We start from the raw sequence: 26715 nt of genomic DNA, 5'->3' as shown, positions 1-26715 counted from the left end.
TCAGCCGTGCACCATCTCGTCCGACGGCGGCGTGAACTTCGCCTTGGGCCGGCCCTTCAAGGCGTCCCGCAGCGTCTCCGCCACCGTGAATTTCGAGATCGCGCCCCGGCTCGTCCCCACCTTGTTCTCGGGGTTGTCCGGGTCGGCGACGAAGGCGGCCGCCGCCAGCTGGGGTGTGAAGCCGATGAACCAGGCGCTCCGGTTGCTGTCCGTGGTTCCGCTCTTCCCCGCCACCGGCCGCCGCATCGTGGCGTGGACCATCGGCGACGTCTCCCAGCCGCCGCAGCTGCCGCGGGCCGCGCCGTAGCCGGTCACGCAGCGGGCGGCGTCCGTGGCGGCCCGCGCGACTTCCACGGACACGGCCTGGTGGCAGCGCGGCCCGGCGACCTTCTTGTTCTCGTACGTCAGGCTGGCCCCGTCCCGCGTGTTGATGACCTGGACCGGGATCGGCTCGCAGTACTTGCCCTCGGCGCCGAGGGTGGCGACGACGTTCGCCATCTCGACGGGCGTGGCCGCGCTGACGCCCAGGGTGAAGGCGCCCCAGCCCTTGGCGCGGTCCGGCGCGGAGAGCTCCTTGTCGACCGTCGTACGCCACTTGAGCCCGAGCCGCTCGGCCATGCGCACCGCCTTCTGGGCGCCGACCTTCTGCTCCAGCTGGACGAAGTACGTGTTGACCGACTTCCCGAAGCCGCTCCACATGGTCTGGTTCCCGGTCATCGACTTGCTGGAGTTCTTCGGGCACCAGCGGATGCCGCACGCGGCGGGCCCCGGCTCGACGATGTACTTGGAGACGAATTGCGGCGGCGCGTAGTAGGACGTCGTGAGCGGCATGCCGTCCTCGAGCGCCGCCAGCATCGTGAAGATCTTGAAGGTGGACCCGGCCTGGTAGCCCGCCATGTCGCCGCCGCCCAGCAGCGGGTTGACCGTGTTGGGGTAGTTGCCGAGGATGTCGCCGCGCTTGCGCCGGTCGCTGTGCTCGCCGTTGTTCTTCTGGTCGAGGGAGTAGCGGCGGTTGACGGCCATGGCGCGGATCCGCCCGCTGCCGGGCTCGATGACGACCTCGCCGTGGGCGTAGACGCTCTTGCGCTTCTCCTTGTCCAGCACGTGTTCCATGGCGCTGGCCTGGATCTGGGGGTCGATCGTGGTGACGACCTTGTAGCCGCCGCGGCGCAGGTTCTCCAGGCGCTCCTGGGCGTTGGCGCCGAAGGCCGGCTGCTCCATCCACCAGTTGCGCAGGTAGTCGCAGAAGAAGCCCCAGTCGTTGTGCTTCTTCGGCACCGAGACGCAGTCGTTGGGCGGCGTCGTGAGGTTCAGCTTGATCTTGGTGCGCTGCGCGGCCCGGCCCTGCGCCGCCGTGATCGAGCCCATCTTGACCATCTGGTCGATCACGTAGTTGCGGCGCTCGGTCGCCTCGCGCTGGTTGTGCACCGCCGGGTCGTACGCGGAAGGGGCCTTGACCAGCCCGGCCAGCAGCGCCGCCTCGGTCAGCGTCAGCTGCTTCGGCGTCTTGGAGAAGAAGACCTCCGACGCGGCGAAGATCCCGTACGCCCGGTGCCCGAAGTACGCCGAGTTGAGGTAGCGCTCGAGAATCTCCTGTTTCGACACCCGCTTCTCGAGCTCTATGGCGAGCCGCATCTCCCGGAGCTTGCGCGCTGTCGTCTGCTCGGTGGCCTCGAGGGCCTCCTTGGGCGTGCGCGCGCCGTCGCGCAGGGCCATCCGGACGTACTGCATGGTCAGCGTGGACGCACCCTGCGAGACGCCCCCGGCCTGCTGGTTGGCGACGAAGGCCCGGGCGACGCCCTTGGCGTCCACGCCGTTGTGCTCGTAGAAGCGGGTGTCCTCGGACGCGACGATCGCCTGCGTGACGTACGGCGACATGTCCGCCAGGTCGGTCGGCTTGCGATGCTCCTCGTAGAACATCGTGAGCAGCGTCTTGCCGTCGTTGGCGTAGACGTAGGTGGACTGCGCGTTGGGCACCACCGTCAGCTGCTCGGGCATGTTGGCGAGCGCGTCCGCCCCCGTCTTGGCGCCGACGCCGGCCAGGGCGACGAGCGGGAAGATCAGACCAGCCACGATGACCCCGGAGACGAGGCCGGCGCGGATGAGGGGGGAGATGGTCTTCGTCACCTCTCGAAGGTATGACAAATCGGGCAGTGCGGCCCTGGCCACGGTGAAAAAAGCTCGTCAGTCATGCTGGGCCCGTGGAGATGGATCTGCACCACCACGGCGACGCGGAGGTGGCACCGGGGCTGGTCGACCTGGCCGTGAACGTCCGCCGTCAGCCGATGCCGCCCTGGCTCGCCGGCCCGATCGCCGCGACGCTCACCGAGCTGGCCGCCTATCCGGACGCGACCGCGGCCACCCGCGCGGTGCAGGCCCGGCACGGTCGCGGCGACGGCGAGGTGCTGCTCACCGCGGGCGCCGCCCAAGCCTTCGTCTTGATCGCGCAGACAATCAGACGGCGGGCGGTTGTGGTGCATCCGCAGTTCACCGAGCCTGAGGCCGCATTGCGCAACGCGGGTCACGAGGTCGAGCGGGTGCTGCTGCGCGAGGAGGACGGCTTCCGGCTGGATGCCGCGCTCGTGCCCGAGGAGGCCGATCTCGTCTTCGTCGGCAACCCGACCAACCCGACGTCGGTGCTGCACCCGGCGGCCGAGGTGGCGAAGCTCGCCCGCCCCGGCCGGGTGCTCGTGGTCGACGAGGCGTTCGCGGACACGACGTTCCGCCCCGGGATCGATCACGAGCCCGAGTCGCTCGCCGGTCGCCGCGACCTGCCCGGCCTGCTCGTCCTCCGCAGCCTGACCAAGACCTGGGGCCTGGCGGGCCTCCGGATCGGCTACGTGCTGGGTGCCCCGGAGCTGATCGCGCAGCTCGCGAAGGCGCAGCCCCTCTGGGCCGTCTCGACTCCCGCCCTGGCCGCCGCCGAGGCCTGTGCGGGCCCGCAAGGGGTCGCCGCCGAGCGGGCGATCGCCGAGGAGCTGGCCGCCGAGCGCCGGCACCTGGTCGATGCGCTGAAAGAAGTGCCGGAGATCACCATCGCGGGCGAGCCGGCCTCCGCGTTCGTCACCATCAAAATCCAAAAAGCTTCCGAGGTACGTAGTGAGCTGCGCAAACGTGGCTACGCGGTGCGCCGTGGCGACACGTTCCCGGGGCTGGGCGCCGATTGGCTGCGCGTGGCCGTGCGCGACACTGCCACTACCGACGCGTTCGTGGATACGTTGAGAGCTGTTCTGAAGGAGTTCCAGTGACACCCCTCGAGTCGACGCTCGCGGCCGTGGCGCCCGCCGATGAGCAGGCCATGACCGCCGCCCGGGAGCTGCAGGACCGCCTGACCAAGCCGGCCGGCTCGCTGGGGGCGCTCGAGGAGCTGTCCGTGCGCCTGGCGGGCCTGGCCGGGGTCTGCCCGCCGCCGCTGCCCGAGCCGGCCGCGATCGCCGTGTTCGCGGGGGACCACGGTGTGCACGCCACCGGCGTCACCCCGTGGCCGCAGGAGGTCACGGCGCAGATGGTCGCGAACTTCGTGGCCGGCGGCGCCGTGGTCAACGCCCTCGCCCGCCAGATGGGCGCCTCGATCATGGTCGTCGACGTCGGCGTCGGCATCCCGCTGCACGGCGGCGACACGCTGCTCGACGCGAACATCCGGCGCGGCACCCGTAACCTCGCCGTCGAGCCCGCGATGACCCAGGCCGAGGCCGAGGCCGCGCTGGAGGTCGGCATCTCGGTCGCCGCCGCGCTCGTCGAGGGCGGCGCGAAGTGCCTCGTGACCGGCGACATGGGCATCGCCAACACCACGCCCGCGGCCGCGCTCATCGCCGCCTTCACCGGGGCGACCCCGGCGGCGGTCACCGGACGCGGGACGGGCATCGACGACGACACGTACGCCCGGAAGGTCGACGTCGTCACGCAGGCCCTCGATCTGCACCGTCCCGACCCCGCCCAGCCGCTCGCGACGCTGGCCGCCGTCGGCGGTCTGGAGCACGCCGCCCTCGCCGGGTTCATCCTCGGCGCGGCCGCCCGCCGGGTGCCGGTCGTGGTGGACGGCGTCATCGCGGCCTCGGCAGCGCTCGTGGCGGCCGCGTTCGCCCCGGACGCCGTGGCCGCCATGGTCGCCGGGCACCGCTCGGCCGAGCCGGGCGCGACCGTCGCCCTCGACCACCTCGGCCTCACTCCGCTGCTCGACCTCGGCATGCGCCTGGGCGAGGGCTCGGGCGCCGTGCTCGCGCTGCCGATCGTCTCCGGCGCCGTGCGCGTCCTCCGCGAGGTCTCGACCTTCGACACGGCAGGGGTCACCGAGAAGTGAGCAACCTCTACCCCCTGGCGCTCAAGCTCGACGGCCGGCGCGTCCTCATGGTCGGTGGGGGAGCGGTCGCCACCCGGCGCCTCCCCGCCCTGCTCGCGGCCGGCGCGGACGTGCACGTCGTCTCCCCGGAGTTGACGCCGGCTCTGCACGCTTACGTGGAGAGTGGCCGCATCACCTGGACGGCGCGGCGCTTCGAGCCCGCCGACGTGGCCGGCGCCTGGCTGATCCAGGTGGCGGTCGATGACGTCGAGGCCGCGGAACAAATCAGCGTTGAAGCCGATAAGAGCGGCACTTTCTGTGTCCGGGCCGACGACCGGCACGCCGCCACGGCGTGGACACCCGCGGTGGCCCGCCGGGATGACATCACAGTCGCGGTGACCGACAGTGGTGATCGCCGTCGCGCGATGGCGGTGCGCGATGCCATCTCGACGGCGCTGGAGACCGCCACGGCCGAGGCCGCGGACATCAAGGGCACGGTCGCGCTCGTGGGCAGCGGGCCGGGCGACCCCGAGCTGATCACGGTCAAGGGACGCCGCCTGCTCGCCCTGGCCGACGTGGTGGTCGCCGATCGGCTCGTCCCGGGCATGCTCCTCGACGAGTTGCGCGAGGACGTCGAGCTGGTCGACGCGTCCAAGATCCCGTACGGCCCCTCGGTCGCCCAGGAGGAGATCAACCGCGTCCTCGTCGACCGCGCACGAGCCGGGAAGTTCGTGGTGCGGCTCAAGGGCGGCGACCCCTTCGTCTTCGGCCGGGGCGGGGAGGAGGTCGTGGCGTGCACGCGGGCCGGCGTACCCGTCCTGGTGGTCCCGGGGGTGACCAGCTCGATCGCCGCGCCGGCGCTGGCGGGCATCCCGGTGACCCACCGCGGCGTCGCCCACGAGTTCACCGTCGTCTCCGGGCACGTGCCGCCGGAGAGCGAGCTGTCCCTGGTCGACTGGTCCGCGCTGGCCCGCGCCCGGGGCACCCTGGTGATCCTGATGGGCCTCAAGAACCTGCCGAAGATCGCCGAGCGTCTCGTGGCCGACGGCAAGTCCGCCGGCACGCCCGCCGCCGTGGTCCAGGAGGGCTCGACATCCACCCAGCGGGTCCTGCGCAGCACTCTGGGCGAGGTGGCCGGAGCAGTCGCCGAGGCGGGCATCCGGCCCCCGGCCGTCGTGGTCCTGGGCGACGTCGTGAACGAACTGGGGTAGTGACGCAGGGGAATGGGTAGCTCACTCACATGAGTGAGCGACCGCACATGACATTGGCCGGAGTGGTGCTGGACTCGCCGGACGCCCGGGAGCTCGCGGCGTTCTACCAGCGGCTGCTGGGCTGGAGCGTCGTCCAGGACGAGCCGGAGTGGGTCAAGCTGGGCGCCCCGGACGGCGGGCCGGGGCTGTCCTTCCAGACCGAGGAGCGCTACGTGCGCCCGGTGTGGCCGGCGGGCCCCGGCGACCCGCAGATGAGCGTGCATCTCGACATCCACGTGACCGACCTGGACGAGGCCGGCGCGCACGCCGAGAAGGCCGGGGCCACCCAGGCCGACTACCAGCCGCAGGAGGACGTCCGGGTCTATCTCGACCCGGCCGGCCATCCGTTCTGTCTATTCCTCTGAGTCCGCGTCCGGTGAGCCCGCGTCCGGCCCGTCGTCCGGCACACCGAGCTCGTCGAGGAAGGTGCGGGCCCACAGCGCCACGTCGTGGGTCCGCAGGTGCCGCTGCATGACCCGCATGCGGCGCTTGAGCTCGGCCGGCTCGGCGGCCACCGCGCGCAGCAGCGCGTCCTTGACGCCGTCGGGGTCGTGCGGGTTGCACAGGAACGCCTGGCGCAGCTCGGTGGCGGCCCCGGCGAACTCGCTGAGCACCAGCGCGCCGCCCCGGTCGCCGCGGCAGGCGACATATTCCTTGGCGACGAGGTTCATGCCGTCGCGCAGCGGGGTCACCATCATGACGTCGGCCGCCACGTAGAGGGCGGCGAGCTCCTGCTTGCTCATCGACTGGTGCAGGTAGTGCACGGCGGGCATGCCGACCTTGCCGAACTCGCCGTTGATCCGGCCGACCTCGCGCTCGACCTTGACCCGCAGCGTCTGGTAGTGCTCGACGCGCTCCCGGCTGGGCGTGGCGACCTGCACCATCACCGCGTCGGGGACCTTGAGCTTGCCGTCGGCCAGCAGCTCGCGGAAGGCCTTGAGCCGCAGCTCGATGCCCTTGGTGTAGTCGAGGCGGTCGACGCCGAGCACGATCGTCTCGGGGTCGCCCAGCTCGGCGCGGATCTCCTTGGCCCGGGCCTGCACCTTGGGGTCGGCGGCGAGCTGCTCCATGTCCTTGGTGTCGATGCTGATCGGGAAGGCGCCGGCCTTGACGCTGCGCCCGTCCACCTTGATCGACTGGCCCTCGTAGCGCAGGCCGAGCAAGTGCCGGGCCAGCCGGACGAAATTCTGCGCCGCGAGCCGCTGCTGGAAGCCGACCAGGTCCGCGCCGAGCAGGCCGCGCAGGATCTCCGCGCGGAACGGCATCTGCATGAAGAGCTCGATGGGCGGGAACGGGATGTGCAGGAAGAAGCCGATCCGCAGGTCGGGCCGCATCTCGCGGAGCATCGCCGGCACCAGCTGGAGCTGGTAGTCCTGCACCCAGACCGTCGCGCCCTCGGCCGCCACCTCGGCGGCCGCCTGGGCGAAGCGCTGGTTGACCACCCTGTACGCCTCGCGCCAGCGCCGCTTGTAGACGGGCGTCTCGACGGCGTCGTGATAGAGCGGCCAGATGGTCGCGTTGGACTGGCCCTCGTAGTAGCGCTCGAGCTCCTCGGCGCTGAGCGGCACGGGATGGATGTGGATGCCCTCGAGCTCGAAGGGATCCGGCGCGTCGCCGTCCCCACCGGCCCAGCCGATCCACGTGCCCCGGTGCTCGACGAGCACGGGGTGGAGCGCGGTGACCAGGCCACCGGGACTCGGGCGCCACTGCCGCTCGCCGTCGACGACGATCTCGTCCACGGGCAAGCGGTTGGCGACAACGACGAAGGAACTTCGATCGGCCACGCTGAGAGCACCTCCGGGTCGTACTGGTTCCCCGCTGCCGAGCCTACTGTTCGTGAGCAGCCGGGTCTTGCCGTGGCCTGTCATCCTTGGCCGGTGAGTCTGTCGGTCGATCATTCCCCGCCGCGGCGGCCGCTCTTCTTCCCTGTGGTCATCGCCACCGTTTTCCTCGCCATCATCGGCATGTCGGCGGGGCTGGCGCTGGGCACCCGGCACGAGCGTGCCCAGCAATCGGCCGATCAACCCACCGAGCCGGTGGTGCCCGTGGCGCCCAGCGCGACCTCGGGGTCGGGCCCGAGCGCGATCAGGTGCCCGGACGAGATGGAGCAGACCGCGCGGGCGAAGGGCTACAGCACTCCGCTCGAGCAGGTCATGCGGGTACGCGCGGCCGACACCGGCACCACGGTCTGGATCTGCTCCGACGCGAAGGGCGGCCTCTACTACCAATCGAACAAGGGCGGGTACGAGGCCACGTGGATCGAGGGCGAGACGGCCCTGTTCCTGCCCAAGGTCAAGAAGAAGGGCGACACGTACGTCGGCATCGCGCCGGACGGCAACGTCTTCACCGTCAGCCCCACTGAGCTGCGGATCGCCTTTGCCAGCGGCCGCGAGGACGAGGTTCACTCCGTCGACGAGGAGTGAGCCGGGCGGGGAATCCTTGCGTACCGGGCGGGGTTCTTGTAGGGAGCGGTGAGCGACCTGGAAAGATTGGCCTCCCGTTCCGGCACCGGAAACCACGATCACGGAGGTAGGCCGCACTGTGGCCCAGTTCATCTACACCCTGGAGAAGGCGCGCAAGGCGCACGGCGACAAGGTCGTGCTCGACAATGTGACGCTGAACTTCCTGCCCGGGGTCAAGATCGGTGTGGTCGGCCCGAACGGCGCCGGTAAGTCCACGCTGTTGAAGATCATGGCGGGCGTCGAGCACGTCAGCAACGGCGAGGCCCGGCTCATGCCCGGCTACAGCGTCGGCATGCTGGCGCAGGAGCCCCCGCTCAACGACTCGAAGACGGTCCTCGGCAACATCGAGGAGGCCGTCGCGGAGACCAAGACCAAGCTCGACCGCTTCAACGCGATCGCCGAGCAGATGGCCACGGACTACAGCGACGAGCTCATGGAGGAGATGGGCAAGCTCCAGGAGGAGCTCGACAACGCGAACGCGTGGGACCTCGACTCCCAGCTCGAGCTGGCCATGGACGCGCTGCGCTGCCCGCCGCCGGACGCCGACGTCACCCAGCTCTCCGGGGGTGAGCGCCGCCGCGTCGCGCTGTGCAAGCTGCTGCTCGAGGCGCCCGACCTGCTGCTGCTCGACGAGCCCACCAACCACCTGGACGCCGAGAGCGTGCACTGGCTGGAGCAGCACCTCGCCAAGTACGCCGGCACCGTCATCGCCATCACGCACGACCGCTACTTCCTCGACAACGTCGCGACCTGGATCTTGGAGCTGGACCGCGGGCGCACGTACCCGTACGAGGGCAACTACTCGACCTACCTCGACAAGAAGGCACAGCGTCTCGCCGTCGAGGGCCGCAAGGACGCCAAGCTCAAGCGGCGCCTCGACGAGGAGCTGCAGTGGGTGCGCTCCAACGCCAAGGCGCGCCAGACCAAGAGCAAGGCCCGCCTCGACCGCTACGAGGAGATGGCCACCGAGGCGGAGAAGACGCGCAAGCTCGACTTCGAGGAGATCCAGATCCCGCCGGGCCCGCGCCTGGGCAACACGGTCATCGAGACCAAGGACCTGGTCAAGGGCTTCGACGGGCGTACGCTCATCGACCACCTGTCGTTCTCGCTGCCGCGCAACGGCATCGTGGGCATCATCGGCCCGAACGGCGTCGGCAAGACCACGCTGTTCAAGACCATTGTCGGGCTGGAGAAGCCGGACGAGGGCACGGTGCGCATCGGTGAGACCGTGCAGCTGTCGTACGTCGACCAGAACCGCTCCGGTCTCGAGGGCGACAAGACGGTGTGGGAGGTCGTCTCGGACGGTCTCGACCACCTGATGGTCGGCAAGGTCGAGATGCCGTCCCGCGCCTACGTGGCGGCGTTCGGCTTCAAGGGCCCGGACCAGCAGAAGCCGGTCAAGGTGCTCTCCGGTGGCGAGCGCAACCGGCTCAACCTCGCGATGACGCTGAAGATCGGCGGCAACGTGATCCTGCTCGACGAGCCGACCAACGACCTCGACGTCGAGACCCTGGGCAGCCTGGAGAACGCGCTGCTCGACTTCCCGGGCTGCGCCGTGGTCATCTCCCACGACCGGATGTTCCTCGACCGGGTCGCCACCCACATGCTCGCGTGGGAGGGCACCGACGAGGACCCCGACAAGTGGTTCTGGTTCGAGGGCAACTTCGACGCGTACGAGAAGAACAAGATCGACCGGCTCGGCGCCGAGGCCGCCCGCCCGCACCGGGTGACCTACCGCAAGCTGACTCGTGACTGAGTTCACCCGCAGCGGAAAACCGAAAGATACCTAGTGCCTGATCGTTTTATCTACGACGTGGCCGTGCGCTGGTCCGACATGGACGCGTACGGCCACGTCAACAACGCGCGCTTCCTCACGCTCTACGAGGAGGCGCGCGTCGCCATGTTCTTCACCGGGGCCCGGGCGCAGGGGTTCACCTCGTTCGAGGAGGGCATCGTCATCTCCCGGCACGAGATCGACTATCTGCGTCCGGTGGACTACGGCGAGCCGGTGCGCATCGAGCTGTGGATCTCCCAGTTGCGGGCGGCGGCGTTCACCGTCTCCTACGAGCTCTTCGACGGTGAGGTGCTGGCGAGCCGGGCCAAGTCGGTGTGCGTGCCGTACAACCTCGCCGAGGGCCACCCGCGCCGGTTGACTCCGCAGGAGCGTGAGTTCCTGGCTCCGTACCTGGAAGTCTGAGCAGTGACCGACCACGGCATCGAGGGAGTCGCGGACGCCGGGGCGTTCCTGGCCCGGCTGCGGCGGCTCGACCCCTCCCTTCCCGTACGCCTGCGTTCCGGCAAGGGCCGGGTGGCGCTCTGGGCCCGCCTGCCCTGGGGCGTCCTGGTGACTCGCGAGGTCGCCGGCGCCGGGCCGGGCGACGCCACCGTGTCCGCGGCCGAGCTGTTGTCCGCGCTGGCCGCCGGCCGCACCGAGTTGCCCGCCCGCCGGGACGCCGCGTGGCGCTGGCCGTTGCCGCCGGCCGGGGTGCGGGTCGTCGAGTCCGTGGCCGCCGCCGAGCTGGCCCGCCTGGCGGAGGCCGCCGCGGGGACGTTGCGCGAGGTGTCCGAGGGCGGGCTCGCGGGCCGATCGGTCGGTCAGCGCGCCGTCCGCGACGCGCTCCTCGATCACGTTGCGTTGGTGGTCACTCCGGCCGAGGGCGGGCCGGTCGAGGTGTCGCAACGGCTCGTCCAGGCGATCTCCCGCATGGGTTTCCTGGGGCCGGCGGGAGCGGACGGACCGGGCGCCCGCGTGTGCGTCGCGGGACGCTGGGTGGGAATTTCTGCACCATATGGAGTCGCCTGGCTACAGCCGGTCCAAGAATTGACCGTTATGCCTGTAGGGGGTCACCCGAAAGGGTGATGCCGCCTCGGTCGACCGGTCGCGCCCACCCTTTGAGGGGCTGACCTTCGCGACCCTTCCGGGTACCGTCGCCGACGGGTCCACCGCTACGTCCGGCGGTTGACCTGCTGGGGAGTGAGGTGCACAACGATGCCGTGGTGGTCATGGCGTCCCGGATCGTCCGGAGACAACGAACCCGAGAACGGCGGCGAGGTCGCGCTGCAGAGCAGCGTCCGCGTCGGCGTGCCTACGCAGCGTGAACCCGAGCGCTTGTCGGTTTCCTCCGCCGGCCTGTCCTCGGCCGACGAGCCCGAGCAGGTGGCCCCGGTCGACCTGACCCGGATCGGCAAGGCCCTCGACCTGCTCGACATCCGCTTCCTCGCCGACGGCGGCGGGAGCCTGCTGGCCATGTGGGAACGGCACGCGGTGCTGTTCACCCTCGAGGGGCCCGACGACGAGATCCTGGTGATGCGCGCCCGCCCGCACGCCACGGTCCCGCCCGACTGGGCCGACCGCGCCTACCGCGTGGTCAACGAGTGGAACCACACGCGCCGCTTCTGCAAGGCCTACATCGGCGACCCGACCGAGCGTGGGCAGCTCCCGATCTATGCAGAGCTCCAGGTGCCGCTGGCCTCGGGCGCGCACGACGCCCTGCTGGCCGAGATGCTCGACTGCGGCGCCGCGGTCGCCACCTCGTTCGTCGACTGGCTCCACGACGAAGGCGCTCTGTTGTAACGAGTTAACTCGCTTCGCTCGTCGGCGGGATCGCCCCCTTGAGCCAATGAGTCAGGCCCGGTTTTCCGACGTTCGCAAACTGCGCGAACGCCGGAAAACCGGGCCTGACTCATTGCCGGGCGATCCCGGAAGATCAAAAACCGCGGCGGGGTCAGTTCAACGGGAACATGCCTACGCGGCCGTGGTACTCCTTGCCCAGCTCGTCCGTGTCGGAGCCGACGATCAGGCCACCGGGCACGACGAGGAACGAGCGGACGCCGACGCCCCGCTTGCGCGACGGGTTCCAGGAGAGCGCGCGACCCGTCGCCGGGCTGACCGCGCCGATGCCGACCCGGGCGACCGCACCGGGCCCGGGGCCCCGGGCGTCGCTGCCGTGCGGGTTGTCCAGGTAACGCTGGTGCCCGCCGACGTAGACCGCGCTGCCCGTGACGGCCACCGCGTAGAGCGAGTCGCCGCCGGTGCGCTGCACCCACGTCGGGTTGTGCCGGCCCCCGCCGCCGGTCTCGAAGCGCGCCGCCGAGTCGCACAGCTTCACGGGGGAGGAGGCCCGCCCGGTTGCCGCCACCACGAAGTACGCGCCGTCCGGCGAGAACTTGACCTGCCGCAGGTACGTGTCGAAGCCCTTCATGCACTCCGCCTCATACGCGTCGGTGTACCAGCTCATCAGTGTCGCCGAGCCGCCCGACACGTCGTACATGGCGATCTGCGTGCGGGGTGCCGTGCCGGCCCGCCGGATGGCGCCCACCGCGACGAGACGCGAGCCGTCCGGGGTGATGTCGAAGTGCTCCACGCGGGCGCGGGCGAGGCCCGGGGCGGACAGCCGGGCGTCGAAGCCGGTGTCCACGGCGCCTGTCGCGGCGTTCATGCGGGCCAGGGCGGTGCGCCTGACGCCGCCGATGGACGAGAACGTGCCGCCGGCGTAGAGGCGGGTGCCGCGTACGCTCAGGGCCCGGACGTCGCCGAAGGCGATCTTCGCCCCGAAGGACGAGACCCGAGCGCCGTCGTCGACCGAGACGCGCGCGATGCCCCGCTGGGCGGCGCCGTTGACCGTCTTGAAAGCGCCGCCGAGATAGACCGTGTCGTTCGCGCCGGTCGCGAGGGTGTAGACCGCGGCGTCCACGGTGGGCGCGAAGGAGCGGACGGCGCCGTCGCGGAGGCCGTACGCGAAGATGTTCTTGCGCTCGTAGGTGTGCTTGCGCGAGCTGTCCTGGACCTTGGTGAAGGTGCCGCCGACCACGACCGTGTCCCCGACGACGGCGAGCGCCCACACCGTCCCGTCCAGCACGTGCGGCGTGAAGTCGACCGGGTCGGCCGAGACGATCCGCGGCTGGTAGGGGTCCGCTGCGGCGGGTGTCGCGCCGCCGAGCGGGACGCAAAGCAGGGCGGCGCCGAGGGCGGCGGTGAGCAGGCGGGGTCGCATCGGAGCGGCTCCTGGGGTCGGGGCACGGGTCACCCGATCAACGAGCGGGCGGGCCCCCGGGATGCGCGTCCATGCTGTTCACCATGAAGTAGGCGGCGCGCTCCAGATAGTCCCAGAGCACCGTGTGCTGCTCGGCCGGCAGCTCGAGCGAGTCGACCGCCGCGCGCATGTGCAGCAGCCAGGCGTCGCGGGCCGCGGCGTCGACCACGAAGGGCGCGTGCCGCATGCGCAGCCGGGGGTGGCCGCGGGTGGCCTGATAGGTGCTCGGGCCGCCCCAATATTGCATGAGGAAGAGCGTGAGCCGGTCGGCGGCGGGCCCGAGATCCTCCTCGGGGTACATCGGCCGGAGGATCGGATCCCCGGCGACGCCCTCGTAGAACTTGTCGACGAGCTTGCGGAAGGTGGGCTCGCCGCCCACCGCTTCGTAGAAGCTGACCTCGCTCACGCTTCCAGTCTGCCAGCCGCGGTGCGCCGGCCCGGGGCCGGTGTGATGTGCGTTGCGCTCATGTCCGGCCCGCTGTGCCGCGGCCGATAACCCTCGGCCCCGGTCTGGCGGTGGTCACCCAGATTTTCCGGTACGCCGTGAGCGGGCCGCCGCCGCGTCATCGGCGGCTCCTCCGCCCGGGGCGCCGGGGCCCGCTCGGTGGACTCCGGCGGCTCGGGCGCCGCGTGCTTGCCGTGCTCGGGGGTGCCCGTGACGGCCGGCACCTTGATCCGGTGCGACTGCCGGGCGGCGAGCGTCACCATGAGCACCAGACCGGCGAGGCTCCACAGCCCGACGACGACCGGGATCGACGAGTATTGCGCGAGCACACCGGTGGCCGCGACGGCGCCGCCCTGGGTCAGCTGCGTGCCGCCGGCCATCACGCCGAAGGCCCGGGCCCGGTAACCGTGCGGCAGGGCCAGCACGAAAGCGCCGTTGAGCGTGGGGAGCAGCATGCCCTGCGCGAGGCCGGAGCCGGCGACGAGGACGGCCACGGCGACGGCGTTGGGGGCGAAGGCGGTCAGGGCCAGGCAGAGCGGCGCCAGCACGGCCAGCGGGCGGACCAGCCGCTGCTTGGTCTCCGCGGAGCCCATCCGGCCGACCATGATGCCGCCGATGACATAGCCGATCGGGCCGGCGGCCATGATGAGCCCCTGGTCGAAGCCGGCCGCCTCGGCGTCGCGCTCGAACAGCGCCGCCCAGCCCGCCGCCAGCCCCTCGGGCAGGATCGTGAAGGTGGTCAGCGCGAAGACCATGATGGCGATCGCCCGCAGCGCCGGGGTCCCGAAGACGACCTGGAAGCCCTCGCCGGTCTCGCGCAGCAGGTGCCGGCGCTGGGTCGCGTCGTTGGCGGCCGGCCGCGACTTGATGCCGGCCGCGATGATGACCGCCGACACCAGGAACGAGACGGCGTCCAGGGCCAGGCCGACCCGCGGGTTGAGGCTCGCGGCCAGCGTCGCGCCGATCAGATAGCCGAAGACCTGCGTGCCCTGCAGCATCGAGGACTGCAGGGCGAGCCCGGTGACGAGCAGCCGCCGCTCGAGCACCTGGGGGATCAGCGCCGAGACGGTCGCCTGGGTGGGCGGGCCGCCGAGCATCGCCACGAAGAGCAGGACCAGGATGAGCGGCACCGGCACGCCGGGCAGGGCGATCAGCGCGATCGGGACGGCCCGGGCCAGGTCCGCGACGATCAGGACCCGCTTGTACGGATAACGCTCCGCGATGGCCGACAACACCGGGCCGCCCAGGATCCACGGCAGATAGCTGATCGCGAACGACGCCGCGGAGAGCGATACGGACTGGCTCTCCTGGTAGACGAGGACGATGATGGCAGCACGGGCCAGATAGTCGCCGATCCAGCTGACGACGGTCGAGAAGAAGAGGGCACGGAACTCGCCCACCGCCAGCACGTCGGAAAATGTGGGCCTGCGATCCGGCTCCGCGGCACCGGCGGTGGCGCCGGGCTGTGCGGGCGGTCGGTCGTCGGACACCCCGGGCCCTCCATCGATCGCGACGGCCGGCGGGATCGCCGACGGCGGCCGGTCACGAGCGCGGCTGACCCGGTGGTTTCGGCCCCGCGAACGTGACGCTGCAAGTGCAGATGCTTCTTGCACGCGATTCTGCCCGAAAGGCCGAGCGGTGGCTAGGGCGTACGGGCCGATTATCGGCCATTCGGTCGACTACGGACATCCCCCGGACGAAGTAATCCCAGCTCAGGTCGCTCCTCCGGGACCCGCGGCCGCCTCGGATTCCATCGACGACCGTTGCGGGTAAGGGGGCACCGCGGAGCGCGGCAGCATGCGCGAGACGGCGATCCGCTCGGCGATGCCGGAGGTCTCGAGCGCCTCGGTGAGCCGGCGCCGCAACTCGCGCTGGACCACGGGCTGGCCGTCCGCCGTCGTCTTGGCGATCGTGCGGATGACCGCGCCGTCGACGGTGAGCTGCTCGACGCCCACGACGTCCGGCGGCTCCAGGAACTCGGTCGCGTGCTCCGGCTCCTCCGCCAGGGCGAGGGCGGCCTCGCGCAGCACCGTCGTCGCCTCCTCGGAGTTGACGAAGCCGATCGGGATGTCGATGACCACCATCGCCCAGCCCTGGCTCTTGTTCCCGACGCGGATGATCTCGCCGTTGCGGATGTACCAGAGCACGCCCCGCATGTCCCGCACCGTGGTCACGCGGAGCCCGACCGTCTCGACCACGCCGACCGCGTCACCCAGGTCGACCGAGTCGCCGACGCCGTACTGGTCCTCCAGCAGCATGAACAGGCCCGCGATCAGATCCTTGACCAGGCTCTGCGCGCCGAAGCCGAGCGCCACGCCGACGATGCCCGCGCTGGCCAGCAGCGGCCCGAGGTTGAAGCCGAGCTCGCCCATGACCAGCAGCGCCGCCATCGAGAAGACCACCGCGGTCACGAAGCTGCGCAGCACCGACCCTATGGCCTCGGCCCGCTGCCGCCGGCGCTCCGGGATGAACTGCGCCGCGGTCGCGTCCTCCTGCTTGTCCGCGCGCTCGCGCAACGGCTTGAGCAGCGCCGGCATCGCGGCCCGGGACGTCGTGTGGGTCAGCCGGCTGATGCCCCGGCGCAGGGCCCACCGCACGAGCATCGCGATCAGGATGATGGCGAGGATCCGCAGCGGCTTGACGAAGAAGACATAACCGCTGTTGGCGAGCCACTGGTTGTGCGTCTCGTTGAAGATCCACGTGCACAACGCGTCGGTCTTGCACTGCTCGGTGATGGTCGGCCCGTTGAAGACGTCGGTCGACGACGAGGGCGACGGGGTGGGGGCTAGCAGGGTCACGGGTCCCGACCGTACCGGGCTTTCCGCACCCGCCATCCGCCCGGCTGTCCTCAGACGTTTACGTCCGCGCCACAGATAGTGCTCGCCAATTCGTCTTCCATCAGGGACTATTGGCCTGCGAGCTACGCCACCCGCGCGGGGCTCGGCCGACCTCGCCTGAGACGACAACCACACCGGGAGCGCCACCAGCACCTACACCGAAGGGTGAACACGATGCCTGACATACGACCCTCAGTGGGCTCATCCGCGTTGGTTCTCAATGCCACCTACGAGCCGCTGTGCGTCGTATCGGTGCGTCGGGCGACCATCCTGGTGCTGACCGCCAAGGCCGAGGCCGTCTCCGACGGGGACGGAATCCTGCACAGCGCCCACCAGGACTTACCGGTCCCCTCGGTGGTGCGGCTCACCCGCTACGTGAAGGTGCCCTACCGCACCCACATCGGCCTCTCCCGCCGGGCCATCTTCGCCCGCGACGGCGGCCGCTGCGCCTACTGCCGCGGCTCGGCCGAGACCATCGACCACGTCTTCCCCCGCAGCCGCGGGGGTCTCCACGCCTGGGACAACGTGGTCGCCGCCTGCGCCAAGTGCAACCACAGCAAGGGCGACAAGACCCCGGCCGAGCTGGGGTGGCGGCTGCACACGGCGCCCGCGGCACCACGCGGGGTCGCCTGGCGGGTCCTGGGCCATCGCACCCCCGACCCCCGCTGGGCGGACTGGCTCGACCTGCCCGCCCCCGTCACCGAAGTCGCCGAGGCCGCATAGAGCGCGCGCTCGGCTTTTTGTTCGTCAGGACGCGTCGACAAGGCTGGCGAAGACGATGATGTTGTCGCTGTAGCCTTGGCGGCCGCCGAGCCAGGTGCCGCCACAGGTGACCAGGCGCAGCGACGGGCGGGAGTAGTCGCCGTAGACCCGCTTGATCGGCAGCTTCTGCTTGCCGAAGTGCTCGACCGAGTTCACCTTGAAGACCGCCGTGTCGCCGTCCTCCCGCTTGACCTCGATCTCCTGCCCCGGCTTGAGCCGGCCCAGCCCGTGGAAGACCGACGGCCCGGTGCGGGTGTCGGCGTGCCCCACGATCAGTGCCGGCCCGAACTGCCCGGGCGTGGGCCCTTGGTCGAACCAGCCCGCCTCGTTGTGCCGGTCCAGCGGCGGCACGGCCACCGACCCGTCCGCGGCCAGCCCGACGTCGAGGATCGGCGCCTCGATGTCCAGGGCCGGGATCGTCACCTTGGTCGGCCGGCTCGGCTCCAGCACCGGGAACGAGCGCGGCGGCGGCTCGTCCGGCCCCCGGAACACGTCGCGCAGGTCGAAGCCCGTCATGGCGCCGGCGCCCATGCACACCACGAACAGCCCCACGAAGACCAGGCCCGCCGCGATCAGCCCGATCGGCAGGACCGGCCGTCCCCGCACCGGCGGGGGAGCGGGCAGCCGGCTCCCGTTGCGCCGGGACCGGGGCATTCTCCCCGGCGCCGCCGTCGAGCGCGCGCCCTGCGTCGTCCGGGCCCGGTGGCCCGGCGGCGGTCCCTCGTCCGCCCGGCCAGGACGGCGGCCCGGCGGCGGTCCCTCGTCCGGGCGCCCAGGACGGCCCTGCGGGGTCACCGGCGGCTCGTCATCGGCGTCGTCGATGTCGTCGTCGATGTCCTCCTCGAAGGGCAGCAGGTCGTCGTCGAAGGTGCTTCCATCGGGTGACTCGTCCGGCTCCGCCGGGGGGACGATCTCGGCCGGGCGCCGGCTGCGGACCGCGTCGGGGACCCGCGGTCCCGGATAGGCCGACGGGTCCGGCTGGACCTCCGCGGACACCGCTCGCCCCTCAGCCGAGCCGGCGGCGGCGCATCGCCACCAGGCCGAGGGCCAGGCCCGCCGCGACCACGGCGCCGCCCCCGCCGAGCAGGAGCGGAGCCGACTTGCCGGGCGCCGTGCCGCCGCCGCCCGTGGCCGGTCCCCGGGCGGGCTCGACCCGGGCCACGACGTGCAGGGTGCTGCTCGCCTTGGCGCCGTCGGAGCAGGTCAGCTCGACGCGATAATCGCCCGCCTCGGTGGTGCGGGGCACGGTGACCGTGGCCGTGAGGAAGCCGAAGGCCGGGGCGACCGGCACGTTGCCGATCGGTTCGGCCGCCACCGAGCCTTCCTTCAGGTTGTCGTCGCAGCTGGCACGCAGGCCGATCTCGTCGCCGGCCCGTACGGTGTCGGGGTTGATCTCGAGGAAGACGTCGGCCGCGGCCGCGGGAGCCGCGGGCAGCAGGACGCCGGAAGTGGCCAGGGCCAGTGCCGCGCAGGCGGCCGGGACGGAAATGCGCATGATCTCCCCCTCCTGCCGTCCCGGGCCGTAACGGCGCGGACGGCGCGTGAGGGTGATTTTCGCACCTCCGGGCCGTTTTCGCGCCGCCCCGGAGATCCCACGTGTGGGTCTTGACACCCGGCGGTCCGTGGCGGGGCCCACTCCGCTACCGTGATTGACGTTCGGATCACTGGGCACACAGTGACTTGGCCAAGTTCCTTATGACGCCTGGGGGCGTTGAGGTTGTCGATTCTTCAGACCATTTTGGTGTTCGCAGTGATTCCGGTGGCGTTCATCGGTGTCGTCGCGGCGCTCGTCTTCGCGACCAGCCGCCGCCACGAGCCCGACCGGCGCTACCGCCCGGGCCGGCCCTTCGACTTCGAGCCGATCTGGTTCGTGTCCTCGCCCCAGCAGGTCAGCGAGGCCGCACCGGCCAAGGTGATCGAGGCCGGCCAGGACGCTACGGGCCGCCCGGTGGCGCGGCCCGCGACGGTGGGAGGCGCAAGTGACCGTTGGTGAGTCCCAGGCCCTGAGCCGCGAGGAGCACGAGCAGCCGATGACGGCGCTCGACCACCCGGGCGGGCCGACTTTGGCCGAGCACCCCGAGCTGGGGATGTCCGCCGAGCAGCGCGCCGCCCTCGAGGGCCCCTTCACGACGCGCCAGCTGCTGCACCTCGACCACGCGCTGCGCACCGCCAACGAGCAGACCGGGCTGGCGTTCAGCGTCTACCTGGGCGAGCTGGCCGAGCCGACCCGCGAGTCGGCCCAGGCCCTGCACGCCCAGATCAAGAACAACGACCTGGCGGTCCTGCTGGCGGCCTCGCCCAACCAGCGGGTCCTCGAGATCGTCACCGGCTCGCTGGCCAAGAAGCGCATCTCCGACCGCGACGCCAAGCTGGCCGCCCTCTCGATGGCCGCGGCCTTCGCGGGCGGCGACCTGGCCGGCGGCGTGATGGCCGGCCTCGACCAGCTGTCCAGCCACGCCGGCCGCAGCTGACGTCAGCCCGTCCGGCGGCAAAGGCCACGCCGGCCGCAGCCGAGGCGAGGCGTCGGACCGGCCGCAAAGGCCACGCCGGCCGCAGCTGAGGCGAGGCGTCGGACCGGCCGCAAAGGCCACGCCGGCCGCGGTTGAAGCGAGGCCGGACCGGCGGCAAAGGCCGCCTCGGCGGCAGTGGCGAAGCTTTACACCCAGGTTCCGGGCGCGACCCGGACCGGGAAAGGGGCGTCGATCCGCACCGGATCGGCGCCCTGTGCCGTCTGCAGGGGCTCGTAGCCCGCGTTGCCCAGCCCCAGCGCGTGCACGACCGGATCGGCGCCCGGCACGACGCGCCAGAGGCAGCCTATGCCCGCCCGGGCGTAGAGGGCCGGCTTGAGCAACTCGTCGTAGGCCCGCGTGCTCGCCGACACCACCTCGACCACCAGCGCCACGTCGCCCGGCGCGGCCCAGCTCGAGCCCGAGGAGTGCGGCCGCAGCACCGTCACGTCGGGGATCAGGTTGCTCGCGCCCAGGGCCACGCCGAGGCGGTCGCACACCCACCAGCCCTCCGGGGCGGCCGCCCGCAGCGTGGCGACCAGGGCGGCGACGACGGTGTCGTGCGGCGGCTCCTGGGGCGGGGTGACGTGCAGGCTGCCGTCCACGATCTCGTAGCGGTGCCCGTCCTGGGCGAAGTGGTGCAGGTCCGGCTCGGTCCACGGCCCGTCCGGAGCGGGATGCCGCACGATGCTCTGGCCCACCACCGTCACGCGACCACCCCATCGACATCGAACGCGGAGTGCCAGCGTACTCACACAGAGTTGTTTCCGCCGCGTTTCGAGTCGCGGATTTCCACGATTGGCGCAAACAAAACCGGCGCCGACAAAGCCCGCACTGACAAATGACAAGCCCGCGCGGACAAAACGACAAAGCCTGCGCAGACAAGAACCCCCGCGCCGCGTGTGAAGCAGCACGGGGGTCCCGTCGCAAACGATCAAGCCGAGGCGACGCCCGGCGATCGAATCAGGGCGACGCCCGGTGATCGGGCCAGGGCGACGCCCGGCGATCAGGCCGAGGCGATGTCCTTGGCCCGGGCCTGCAGGGCGCGCAGCACCCCGTCGCGGCCCTCGGCGACCAGACGCCGCAGTGACGCCGGGTGCCCCTCGGCCGCCAGCCACGCGTCGGTGAGCGCCACGGTCTCCGCGCTGACCTGGTAGGCCGGGTAGCCGAGCATCACGAACTCCTGCGCCGGCTCGCTGTCCGAGGCGGCCCAGACGTCGTCGACGACCTCGAAGAACTTCGCGGCGTAGGGCGCCGTCAGCTCGACCTGGCTCGCCGACTGGAAGCCCTGCAGCAGGGACCGGTGCAGCCAGTTGGGCAGCTTCTCCGGGCCGGTGAGCCGGGCCCACACGGCCGCCTTGTTCTCCTCGGTCGGGATGAGCGCCCGGGCCAGCGCCGCCTCGCGCTCGCCGCTGGCCGTCTTGTCCGCCGCCAGCTCGGTGTCGATCTCCGCCGGGTCCGCCGCGCCGCGGGCCGACAGCGCCTGCAGCAGCGACCAGCGCAGCTCGGTGTCGACGGTCAGGCCCGCCGGCACGTCGCGGCCCTCGAGCCAGCCGCGCAGCACCGCCAGGTCGGCCTCGCCGCGGGCGGCACCGATGTAGGCCCGGGCCCAGGCGAGCTGGAAACCGCTGCCCGGCTCGGCGGCCGCCACGGCGTCGCGGGCGGTCTCGGCCAGCTGGGCCCAGCCGGTGGGCGCCCAGGCCGGGTCCGCGTACATGGCCAGGGCCGTCGTGGCCTGCCGCAGCGTCGCCGTGGTGAGGTTGATGTCCTGCTCGCGGGGCAGGCCGGTGCGGACCAGCGCGACATAGTCGCGGGCCGACAGCTCGGCGTCGCGGACCATGTCCCAGGCGGCCGCCCAGCACAGCGCGCGGGCCAGCGACGAGTCCAGCCCGTCGATGTGCCGCACGACCGTCTCCATCGAGCGCTCGTCGAGGCGCAGCTTCGCATAGGTCAGGTCGTCGTCGTTGAGCAGCAGCACCGCGGCGACGGGCTTGCCGGTCAGCTCGGGGATCGCCGTCTCCTCGCCGGTGACGTCGACCTCGAGGCGCTCGCGGCGCACCAGCCGGTCGCCCTCGAGGTCGTAGAGGCCCACGCCGATGCGGTGGGTGCGCAGCGTCGGGTACGCCGCCGGCGCCTCCTGCCGCACGATCACGTTCTCGTACGTGCCGTCGGAGCCGGCCGTCACGACCGGGCGCAGCGTGTTGACCTGCGCGGTCTCCAGCCACTGCGCGGCGAACTTGCGCAGCTCGCGTCCCGACGCCGTCTCCAGCTCGCTGAGCAGGTCGTCGAAGGTGGCGTTGCCCCACGCGTGCCGCTGGAAATACGCTCGGAGGCCGGCCAGGAACGCGTCGAGCCCCACATAGGCGACCAGCTGCTTGACCACGCTGGCGCCCTTGGCGTACGTGATGCCGTCGAAGTTGACCTCGACCGCCTCGAGGTCCGGCATCTCGCAGTAGACGGGGTGGGTCGAGGAGAGCTGGTCCTGCCGGTAGCCCCAGTTCTTCCGGATGCTCAGGAAGGTGGTCCACGCGTCGGTGAAGCGGGTCGCGTGGGTGTTGCACCAGTGGCTGGCCCACTCGGCGAACGACTCGTTCAGCCACAGGTCGTTCCACCAGCGCATGGTCACGAGGTCGCCGAACCACATGTGGGCGAGCTCGTGCAGGATCGTGTTGGCGCGCTGCTCGTACTCGTAGTCGGTGACCTGCGAGCGGAAGATGTAGTGCGCCTCGGCGTGGGTGACGCAGCCGAAATTCTCCATGGCGCCGGCGTTGAAGTCGGGCACCCACAGCTGGTCGTACTTCGGCAGCGGGTAGCGCACCCCGAACTGCTCGTGGAAGAAGTCGAAGCCCTGCTTGGTGACCAGGAACAGGTCGTCGGCGTCCAGATATTGCGCCATCGAGGCCCGGCAGAAGACGCCCAGCTCGATGCCGTCGTGGCTGTCGCGCACCTGGTGGTACGGGCCCGCGCAGAGCGCCGTGATGTAGGTGCTCATGGTCGGCGACTGCTCGAAGTGCACCGTCTTGGCGCCGCCGGCAGCCGCCTCGGTGCTCGCCTCGGGCATGTTGGAGACCACGGTCCAGTGCTGCGGGACGGTGGCGTGCCAGGTGAAGACGCTCTTGAGGTCGGGCTGGTCGAACGCGGCGTAGACCCGCTGCGCGTCGGCCGTCTCGAACTGGCTGTAGAGGTAGACCTCGGAGTCGACCGGGTCCACGCTGCGCTGCAGGCCCTGCCCGCTGGCGGAGTAGTGGAAGTCGGCGTCGACGACGAGCTTGTTCTCCGCGGCGAGCCCGGTCAGCGCCAGGCCCTTCTCGGCGGACCAGCCGGACAGGTCGACCGGGGTGTCGTTGAGCACGGCCGAGCGCACGGACGCCGCGGCCACCTCGATGAACGTCGTCGCGCCGGGCTCGGCGCAGCGGAACGTGACCTCGGTGACGGACCGGAACGTGCCGTCGCCCGGCTTGCCCGACCCGTCGGTCAGATCCAGGGCGATGTCGTACCCCGTCACCTCGAGCAGGCGGGCCCGCTCGGCGGCCTCGACCTGGGTCAGGTTACGAACTCCGGCCACGATCACTCTCCTCCACGACGGCCGGGGCGGCGCCGCCCCGGCGCCAAGCGCTCTCCAGGCCACCCTATGTGGTCATCGAGCGAAGTTCGCACTCGTGGTGCGGTTGGGCAGATCACCATCGCGGTCTCTTCGGCCGAAACAGTCACATCCGCCGCCCGTCGGCCGTTGGATGAAGAGTGAGAACAGTCACCCGATCGGAGAAAACCATGCGCGAGACCGACGCCATCGCTGTGCACCGCGGGTCCTGGGACGAGCTGCCCGCCGACGTGGCCGCCATGGTCGCGCCGCCGGTGACCGTCAGCACCTTCCCGGCCACCGAGCCGGTCGACCCGCGCCGCCGCGCCCGCGAGGCCCGCCTGCGCAAGAACATGCCTTCGGCCTCCGGGTACGCCCGCCGCCGCTCGATCTGACGACCCGAACCTGACAGGTGGGACGGCCCGGGGTCGTCCGACCGGCGGTGGGACGGCCTGGGTACCGTTCGCCCCATGACGGTCGTGCACCCGATCAGCCGGGCCTGGATCACCACCGGTGGCACCGGAGCCCAGAACTACGACGAGTTCGCCGACGACGCCGAGATCACTCAGATCATCGCCGACAACCCGCGCAGCGCGCTGGCCATCGAGATGCCCCACCGGGCCCCCGGATCCGTGGGCCGCGCCTTCCTGGACTGCCTGCCCGACGCCGCCGCCCGCCTCGCGCAGGAGCAGGCCGATGGCAGTTACGCCGCCGCCGCGGACGTGGTGGTGCTCTACCGCATCAGTGCGCCGGGCGAGCCCGCGGCCTTCGGGCTCTGGGCCATGGTCGACACCGACCAGATCTCCACCAGTGCCGACGAGCCGGGGCTGGTGATCCGCAACGAGGACGTGTTCATCGCCAAGGTCCGCGAGCGGGTGGCGCTCGCCGAGGCCCTGGGCACCTTGCTGTCGCCGGTGCTGCTGCTGCAGACCGGCAAGGGTGAGGAGCTGCACGCCGCGCTGGCCGCCGCCGTGGAGGCCGCGGGCGAGCCGGCCGCGACGGATGTCGACCAGTCCGGGCGTACCCATGCGATCTGGGTCGTGCCCGAGGGGCCGCTGCAGCGTGAGCTGACCGCGCTGGCCGGGGGTGGCGAGCTGGTCGTCGCCGACGGCAATCACCGCAGCCTGGCCGCGCAGACCGGCGGCCTGCCGCGCTTCCTGGCCGTCGTGACCACGCCCGATTCGGTGGCGATCCAGCCCTACAACCGCCTGATCTCCGGCGTGCCGGTCGACGACCTGGTGACGAGCCTCACCGCGGCCGGGGCGCGGGTCGATCCGCTGCCGCGCCCCGCGGAGGTGCCGGCCAAGGGCACCATCGAGCTGTACGCCCACGGCAAGTCCTACTCCGTCAGCCTCCCCGCGGAGCCGGGCGCGCCCGCCGTCGACAACCTCGACCACGCGCTCGTGGAGCGGGTGCTGCTGCGGGGCGCCCTGGGTCTCGACCCGGGCGACAAGCGCATCGCCTACGTCGGCGGCGACTACCCGGCCGGATGGCTGCGCGACGAGGTGGACGCGGGCCGCGCCGACCTGGCCGTGCTCATCGCCCCGGTGACCGTGGACGACTTCGTCGCCGTCAACCTCGAGCGCCAGAAGCTGCCGCGCAAGAGCACGTGGTTCACGCCCAAGGCCCGCGGCGGCCTGGTGCTGGCCCAGCTCTGATGTTGCATCCCCAGGTCGCCGCCGCCCGGCAGGTGCGCGAGCGCCCGCCCGCCGAGGTGCTGGCGGCCGACCAGCTTCTCTCCGTCCGCCGGGCGATGGAGGAGGCGGTCGAGGCCGAGTGCGGTCCGGCGATCCCGCTGCCCGTGGTGGTCGACGTGGACGCGGACGGGGTGCCGTGCCGGCTCTATGCGAGCCGCGCCGGCGTCCCCGTCCTCGTCTACTTGCACGGGGGCGGCTGGTGCTACGGGAGCGTCGAGACCGTGGACCGTTTGTGCCGTCGCATCGCGGACCGGTCGGGGTGTGCCGTGCTGAGCGTCGGCTATCGGCTGGCGCCCGAGCACCCGTACCCCGCGGCGCTCGAGGATGCCGAGACTGTGGTGCGCTGGGTGCGTACGGAAGGGGCGGGGTTGGGGATCGATCCTGCCCGCTTGGCCATCGGCGGTGACAGTGCGGGCGGGCAGCTCGCGACCGTCGTGGCTCGGCGGCAGCGCGACGCGGCCACCCCGGTGGACTACCAGGTGCTGCTCTATCCGGCGATCGACCCGATGCTCGCCGCTGAGTCGTACGACGAGGTCGGCAGTTATGGGCTGGACCGTGCCGCGATGAAGCTGGCGTGGGAGACCTTCGTCCCTTCTCCCGCCGCGCGGTTCGGCCCCGACGTCGCGCCGCTGGCGGTGGCGGACCTCACCGGCATGCCGCCGGCCCTGATCATCACCGCCGAGTACGACGCCCTGCGCGACGAAGGCGCGGACTACGCGGATGCCCTGCTCAGCGCGGGTGTGCCGGTCGTGCACGTGCGCTACCAGGGGGTCAACCACGGGTTCGCCCGCAAGCTCGCGCTCTTCGACGCCGCCCGGGCCGCGGCCGACCAGATCGCGGTCAGTCTGCGGGCCGCGCTGACGTTCTGATCGGGGTTTGACAGACTTCTGGCATGCGCGTCTACCTCGGTTCCGACCACGCCGGCTACGAGCTGAAGAGTCACCTCGTCAACTACCTCGCCAAGCAGGGGTACGAAGTCGTCGACGTCGGGCCCCACGTCTACGACCCCGAGGACGACTACCCGGCGTTCTGCCTCAACACCGGCGCCAAGGTGGTCGCCGACGAGGGCAGCCTGGGCATCGTCATCGGCGGCTCGGGCAACGGCGAGCAGATCGCCGCCAACAAGATCGCCGGGGTCCGCTCGGCCCTGGCCTGGAAGGTCGAGATCGCCCAGCTCGCCCGTCAGCACAACGACTCCAACGTCCTCGCCATCGGCGCCCGCCAGCACACCCTGGACGAGGCGTCCGCGATGGCCGAGGCGTTCCTGACCACGCCGTTCTCGGGCAACGAGCGGCACGCCCGCCGGATCGCCCAGCTCGCCGAGTACGAGCAGAGCCGCGAGCTGCCCGAGCTGCCCGCCTCCTGACCGGCGCGGCGGCCCGCTGGTTTTTGGCCGGCGCCGGCCCGGGCCGGCGTTTCGCGGGGTCCGGCGCGGCCCGGATCGACGGGGTGGTCAGCGGCGGGGCAGGTCCTCGCGGGGCACCCAGTTGCGGCGGACGATCGTCAGCCCGGCCTCGGCGGCGGCGATGTCCTCGTCGGTGGGCCGGGCGGCGTCCCGGGCCCGCAGCGCCGCGGTGACGCTGACCTGCGACGATCCCGAGCCGACCAGGCCCCGCAGGCCGCGCTCGGCCTGGTCCTCGCCGCCGGCCCCGGCGGCCGGGGCCGGTCGTGTGCCCTGCGCCGCCTGCCGCCCCGGCTGCGCCCCGGGCCGATTTCCCTGCGCCGCCGGTGTTGCGGGCCGATTCCCCTGCGCCGGGCGCGCCGGCTGGCGTCCGGCTTGCGTGCCCGGTTTCACCGCCGGCGCCGCGGGCTTGGGCACCGGCGTCTCCTCCGGATCGTGCACGGGCGAGGTCTCCGCCGCGA

General features: G+C 71.7%; 27 protein-coding genes. 16 read left to right on the top strand and 11 right to left on the bottom strand.

The window, feature by feature from the left end:
• Complete coding sequence (locus RAN62_RS34925) at positions 1-2127, bottom strand: transglycosylase domain-containing protein (RefSeq protein WP_305789121.1); 2127 nt, start codon at positions 2125-2127, stop codon at positions 1-3.
• An 80-nt stretch (positions 2128-2207) separates the two neighbouring features.
• On the opposite strand from RAN62_RS34925, the gene cobC reads away from it, so the two are divergent.
• Genes cobC through RAN62_RS34905 form a run of 4 tightly spaced genes read left to right on the top strand, consistent with a single transcriptional unit; the run spans position 2208 to position 5894 of the window.
• Positions 2208-3248 (top strand): Rv2231c family histidinol phosphate aminotransferase CobC, encoded by a 1041-nt coding sequence (gene cobC, locus RAN62_RS34920; RefSeq protein WP_305789275.1) that lies wholly within the window; start codon positions 2208-2210, stop codon positions 3246-3248.
• Positions 3245-4300: a nicotinate-nucleotide--dimethylbenzimidazole phosphoribosyltransferase gene (gene cobT, locus RAN62_RS34915; protein WP_305789120.1), complete on the top strand. Its 1056-nt coding sequence runs from the start codon at positions 3245-3247 to the stop codon at positions 4298-4300. The genes cobC and cobT overlap by 4 nt, the downstream gene beginning before the upstream one ends.
• Positions 4301-4347: 47 nt before the next feature.
• Positions 4348-5490, top strand: coding sequence for a uroporphyrinogen-III C-methyltransferase (cobA, locus tag RAN62_RS34910; RefSeq protein ID WP_305789274.1), 1143 nt, complete (start codon positions 4348-4350; stop codon positions 5488-5490).
• A 29-nt stretch (positions 5491-5519) separates the two neighbouring features.
• Positions 5520-5894, top strand: coding sequence for a VOC family protein (locus RAN62_RS34905; RefSeq protein ID WP_305789119.1), 375 nt, complete (start codon positions 5520-5522; stop codon positions 5892-5894).
• On the opposite strand, the gene RAN62_RS34900 is transcribed toward RAN62_RS34905, so the two are convergent.
• The gene (locus tag RAN62_RS34900; RefSeq protein ID WP_305789118.1) at positions 5883-7313 is read right to left on the bottom strand and encodes an alpha,alpha-trehalose-phosphate synthase (UDP-forming); all 1431 of its coding nucleotides are present in this window, start codon (positions 7311-7313) and stop codon (positions 5883-5885) included. The genes RAN62_RS34905 and RAN62_RS34900 overlap by 12 nt on opposite strands.
• A gap of 93 nt (positions 7314-7406) precedes the next feature.
• On the opposite strand from RAN62_RS34900, the gene RAN62_RS34895 reads away from it, so the two are divergent.
• From RAN62_RS34895 to RAN62_RS34875, 5 genes are all read left to right on the top strand, one after another.
• The gene (locus tag RAN62_RS34895) at positions 7407-7952 is read left to right on the top strand and encodes a hypothetical protein (protein WP_305789117.1); all 546 of its coding nucleotides are present in this window, start codon (positions 7407-7409) and stop codon (positions 7950-7952) included.
• 118 nt (positions 7953-8070) lie between these two features.
• On the top strand, positions 8071-9747 hold the full coding sequence (ettA, locus tag RAN62_RS34890) for an energy-dependent translational throttle protein EttA (protein ID WP_305789116.1): 1677 nt from the start codon (positions 8071-8073) through the stop codon (positions 9745-9747).
• Positions 9748-9780: 33 nt separating this feature from the next.
• Positions 9781-10188 (top strand): acyl-CoA thioesterase, encoded by a 408-nt coding sequence (locus tag RAN62_RS34885; RefSeq protein ID WP_305789115.1) that lies wholly within the window; start codon positions 9781-9783, stop codon positions 10186-10188.
• A gap of 3 nt (positions 10189-10191) precedes the next feature.
• Positions 10192-10851, top strand: a complete 660-nt coding sequence (locus RAN62_RS34880; RefSeq protein WP_305789114.1) for a DUF8185 domain-containing protein — start codon at positions 10192-10194, stop codon at positions 10849-10851.
• Between the two features lie 129 nt (positions 10852-10980).
• Positions 10981-11565, top strand: coding sequence for a type III secretion system chaperone family protein (locus RAN62_RS34875; protein ID WP_305789113.1), 585 nt, complete (start codon positions 10981-10983; stop codon positions 11563-11565).
• Positions 11566-11716: 151 nt separating this feature from the next.
• On the opposite strand, the gene RAN62_RS34870 is transcribed toward RAN62_RS34875, so the two are convergent.
• The 4 genes from RAN62_RS34870 to RAN62_RS34855 form a co-directional block, all read right to left on the bottom strand.
• Positions 11717-12985: a delta-60 repeat domain-containing protein gene (locus tag RAN62_RS34870; protein WP_305789112.1), complete on the bottom strand. Its 1269-nt coding sequence runs from the start codon at positions 12983-12985 to the stop codon at positions 11717-11719.
• A gap of 37 nt (positions 12986-13022) precedes the next feature.
• On the bottom strand, positions 13023-13430 hold the full coding sequence (locus RAN62_RS34865; RefSeq protein WP_305789111.1) for a globin: 408 nt from the start codon (positions 13428-13430) through the stop codon (positions 13023-13025).
• Positions 13427-14959 carry an MFS transporter gene (locus RAN62_RS34860; protein ID WP_305789110.1) on the bottom strand — a complete coding sequence of 511 codons (1533 nt, stop codon included), beginning with the start codon at positions 14957-14959 and terminating at the stop codon, positions 13427-13429. The genes RAN62_RS34865 and RAN62_RS34860 overlap by 4 nt, the downstream gene beginning before the upstream one ends.
• A 222-nt stretch (positions 14960-15181) precedes the next feature.
• On the bottom strand, positions 15182-16267 hold the full coding sequence (locus tag RAN62_RS34855) for a mechanosensitive ion channel family protein (RefSeq protein ID WP_498371883.1): 1086 nt from the start codon (positions 16265-16267) through the stop codon (positions 15182-15184).
• Positions 16268-16480: 213 nt separating this feature from the next.
• Here RAN62_RS34855 and RAN62_RS34850 point away from each other — a divergent pair, with 213 nt between their 5' ends.
• Positions 16481-17029, top strand: a complete 549-nt coding sequence (locus RAN62_RS34850; protein WP_305789109.1) for an HNH endonuclease — start codon at positions 16481-16483, stop codon at positions 17027-17029.
• 24 nt (positions 17030-17053) lie between these two features.
• On the opposite strand, the gene RAN62_RS34845 is transcribed toward RAN62_RS34850, so the two are convergent.
• Positions 17054-18064 carry a class F sortase gene (locus tag RAN62_RS34845; RefSeq protein ID WP_305789108.1) on the bottom strand — a complete coding sequence of 337 codons (1011 nt, stop codon included), beginning with the start codon at positions 18062-18064 and terminating at the stop codon, positions 17054-17056.
• Positions 18065-18074: 10 nt separating this feature from the next.
• A complete protein-coding gene (locus RAN62_RS34840) occupies positions 18075-18563 on the bottom strand; it encodes a hypothetical protein (RefSeq protein WP_305789107.1) in 489 nt (162 codons plus the stop codon).
• Positions 18564-18809: 246 nt separating this feature from the next.
• On the opposite strand from RAN62_RS34840, the gene ctaJ reads away from it, so the two are divergent.
• Complete coding sequence (ctaJ, locus tag RAN62_RS34835; protein WP_305789106.1) at positions 18810-19061, top strand: aa3-type cytochrome oxidase subunit CtaJ; 252 nt, start codon at positions 18810-18812, stop codon at positions 19059-19061.
• Positions 19062-19155: 94 nt separating this feature from the next.
• Complete coding sequence (locus tag RAN62_RS34830; RefSeq protein WP_305789272.1) at positions 19156-19539, top strand: DUF5130 family protein; 384 nt, start codon at positions 19156-19158, stop codon at positions 19537-19539.
• Between the two features lie 185 nt (positions 19540-19724).
• On the opposite strand, the gene RAN62_RS34825 is transcribed toward RAN62_RS34830, so the two are convergent.
• Both RAN62_RS34825 and pepN read right to left on the bottom strand, forming a co-directional pair.
• Positions 19725-20285 carry a Uma2 family endonuclease gene (locus RAN62_RS34825; protein WP_305789105.1) on the bottom strand — a complete coding sequence of 187 codons (561 nt, stop codon included), beginning with the start codon at positions 20283-20285 and terminating at the stop codon, positions 19725-19727.
• A 296-nt stretch (positions 20286-20581) separates the two neighbouring features.
• Positions 20582-23140 carry an aminopeptidase N gene (gene pepN / locus RAN62_RS34820; protein WP_305789104.1) on the bottom strand — a complete coding sequence of 853 codons (2559 nt, stop codon included), beginning with the start codon at positions 23138-23140 and terminating at the stop codon, positions 20582-20584.
• A gap of 206 nt (positions 23141-23346) precedes the next feature.
• Between pepN and RAN62_RS34815 the strand changes: the two genes are divergently transcribed.
• From RAN62_RS34815 to RAN62_RS34800, 4 genes are all read left to right on the top strand, one after another.
• Positions 23347-23550 (top strand): hypothetical protein, encoded by a 204-nt coding sequence (locus tag RAN62_RS34815; protein WP_305789103.1) that lies wholly within the window; start codon positions 23347-23349, stop codon positions 23548-23550.
• 75 nt (positions 23551-23625) lie between these two features.
• On the top strand, positions 23626-24813 hold the full coding sequence (locus RAN62_RS34810) for a DUF1015 family protein (protein ID WP_305789102.1): 1188 nt from the start codon (positions 23626-23628) through the stop codon (positions 24811-24813).
• Complete coding sequence (locus RAN62_RS34805) at positions 24813-25721, top strand: alpha/beta hydrolase (protein ID WP_305789101.1); 909 nt, start codon at positions 24813-24815, stop codon at positions 25719-25721. The genes RAN62_RS34810 and RAN62_RS34805 overlap by 1 nt, the downstream gene beginning before the upstream one ends.
• 23 nt (positions 25722-25744) lie before the next feature.
• The gene (locus RAN62_RS34800; protein ID WP_305789100.1) at positions 25745-26218 is read left to right on the top strand and encodes a ribose-5-phosphate isomerase; all 474 of its coding nucleotides are present in this window, start codon (positions 25745-25747) and stop codon (positions 26216-26218) included.
• An 87-nt stretch (positions 26219-26305) separates the two neighbouring features.
• On the opposite strand, the gene RAN62_RS41300 is transcribed toward RAN62_RS34800, so the two are convergent.
• A complete protein-coding gene (locus tag RAN62_RS41300) occupies positions 26306-26647 on the bottom strand; it encodes a hypothetical protein (RefSeq protein ID WP_369077232.1) in 342 nt (113 codons plus the stop codon).
• Positions 26648-26715: the final 68 nt, after the last annotated feature.

The sequence above is a fragment of the Symbioplanes lichenis genome (assembly GCF_030709675.1).
GTDB classification, from domain to species: domain Bacteria; phylum Actinomycetota; class Actinomycetes; order Mycobacteriales; family Micromonosporaceae; genus Actinoplanes; species Actinoplanes lichenis.
Note: the sequence above shows the minus strand (reverse complement) of the source record. Positions and strands in the feature narration are given on the sequence as shown.

What these genes read in the sequence shown, in the direction of transcription:
- cobC (WP_305789275.1), top strand. Translation starts at nt 2,208, where the DNA reads ATGGATCTGCACCACCACGGCGACGCGGAGGTGGCACCGGGGCTGGTC.
- cobA (WP_305789274.1), top strand. Translation starts at nt 4,348, where the DNA reads ATGGTCGGTGGGGGAGCGGTCGCCACCCGGCGCCTCCCCGCCCTGCTC.
- RAN62_RS34905 (WP_305789119.1), top strand. Translation starts at nt 5,520, where the DNA reads ATGAGTGAGCGACCGCACATGACATTGGCCGGAGTGGTGCTGGACTCG.
- RAN62_RS34875 (WP_305789113.1), top strand. Translation starts at nt 10,981, where the DNA reads ATGCCGTGGTGGTCATGGCGTCCCGGATCGTCCGGAGACAACGAACCC.
- RAN62_RS34870 (WP_305789112.1), bottom strand. Translation starts at nt 12,985, where the DNA reads ATGCGACCCCGCCTGCTCACCGCCGCCCTCGGCGCCGCCCTGCTTTGC.
- RAN62_RS34850 (WP_305789109.1), top strand. Translation starts at nt 16,481, where the DNA reads ATGCCTGACATACGACCCTCAGTGGGCTCATCCGCGTTGGTTCTCAAT.
- RAN62_RS34840 (WP_305789107.1), bottom strand. Translation starts at nt 18,563, where the DNA reads ATGCGCATTTCCGTCCCGGCCGCCTGCGCGGCACTGGCCCTGGCCACT.
- RAN62_RS34830 (WP_305789272.1), top strand. Translation starts at nt 19,156, where the DNA reads ATGTCCGCCGAGCAGCGCGCCGCCCTCGAGGGCCCCTTCACGACGCGC.
- RAN62_RS34815 (WP_305789103.1), top strand. Translation starts at nt 23,347, where the DNA reads ATGCGCGAGACCGACGCCATCGCTGTGCACCGCGGGTCCTGGGACGAG.
- RAN62_RS34810 (WP_305789102.1), top strand. Translation starts at nt 23,626, where the DNA reads ATGACGGTCGTGCACCCGATCAGCCGGGCCTGGATCACCACCGGTGGC.
- RAN62_RS34805 (WP_305789101.1), top strand. Translation starts at nt 24,813, where the DNA reads ATGTTGCATCCCCAGGTCGCCGCCGCCCGGCAGGTGCGCGAGCGCCCG.
- RAN62_RS34800 (WP_305789100.1), top strand. Translation starts at nt 25,745, where the DNA reads ATGCGCGTCTACCTCGGTTCCGACCACGCCGGCTACGAGCTGAAGAGT.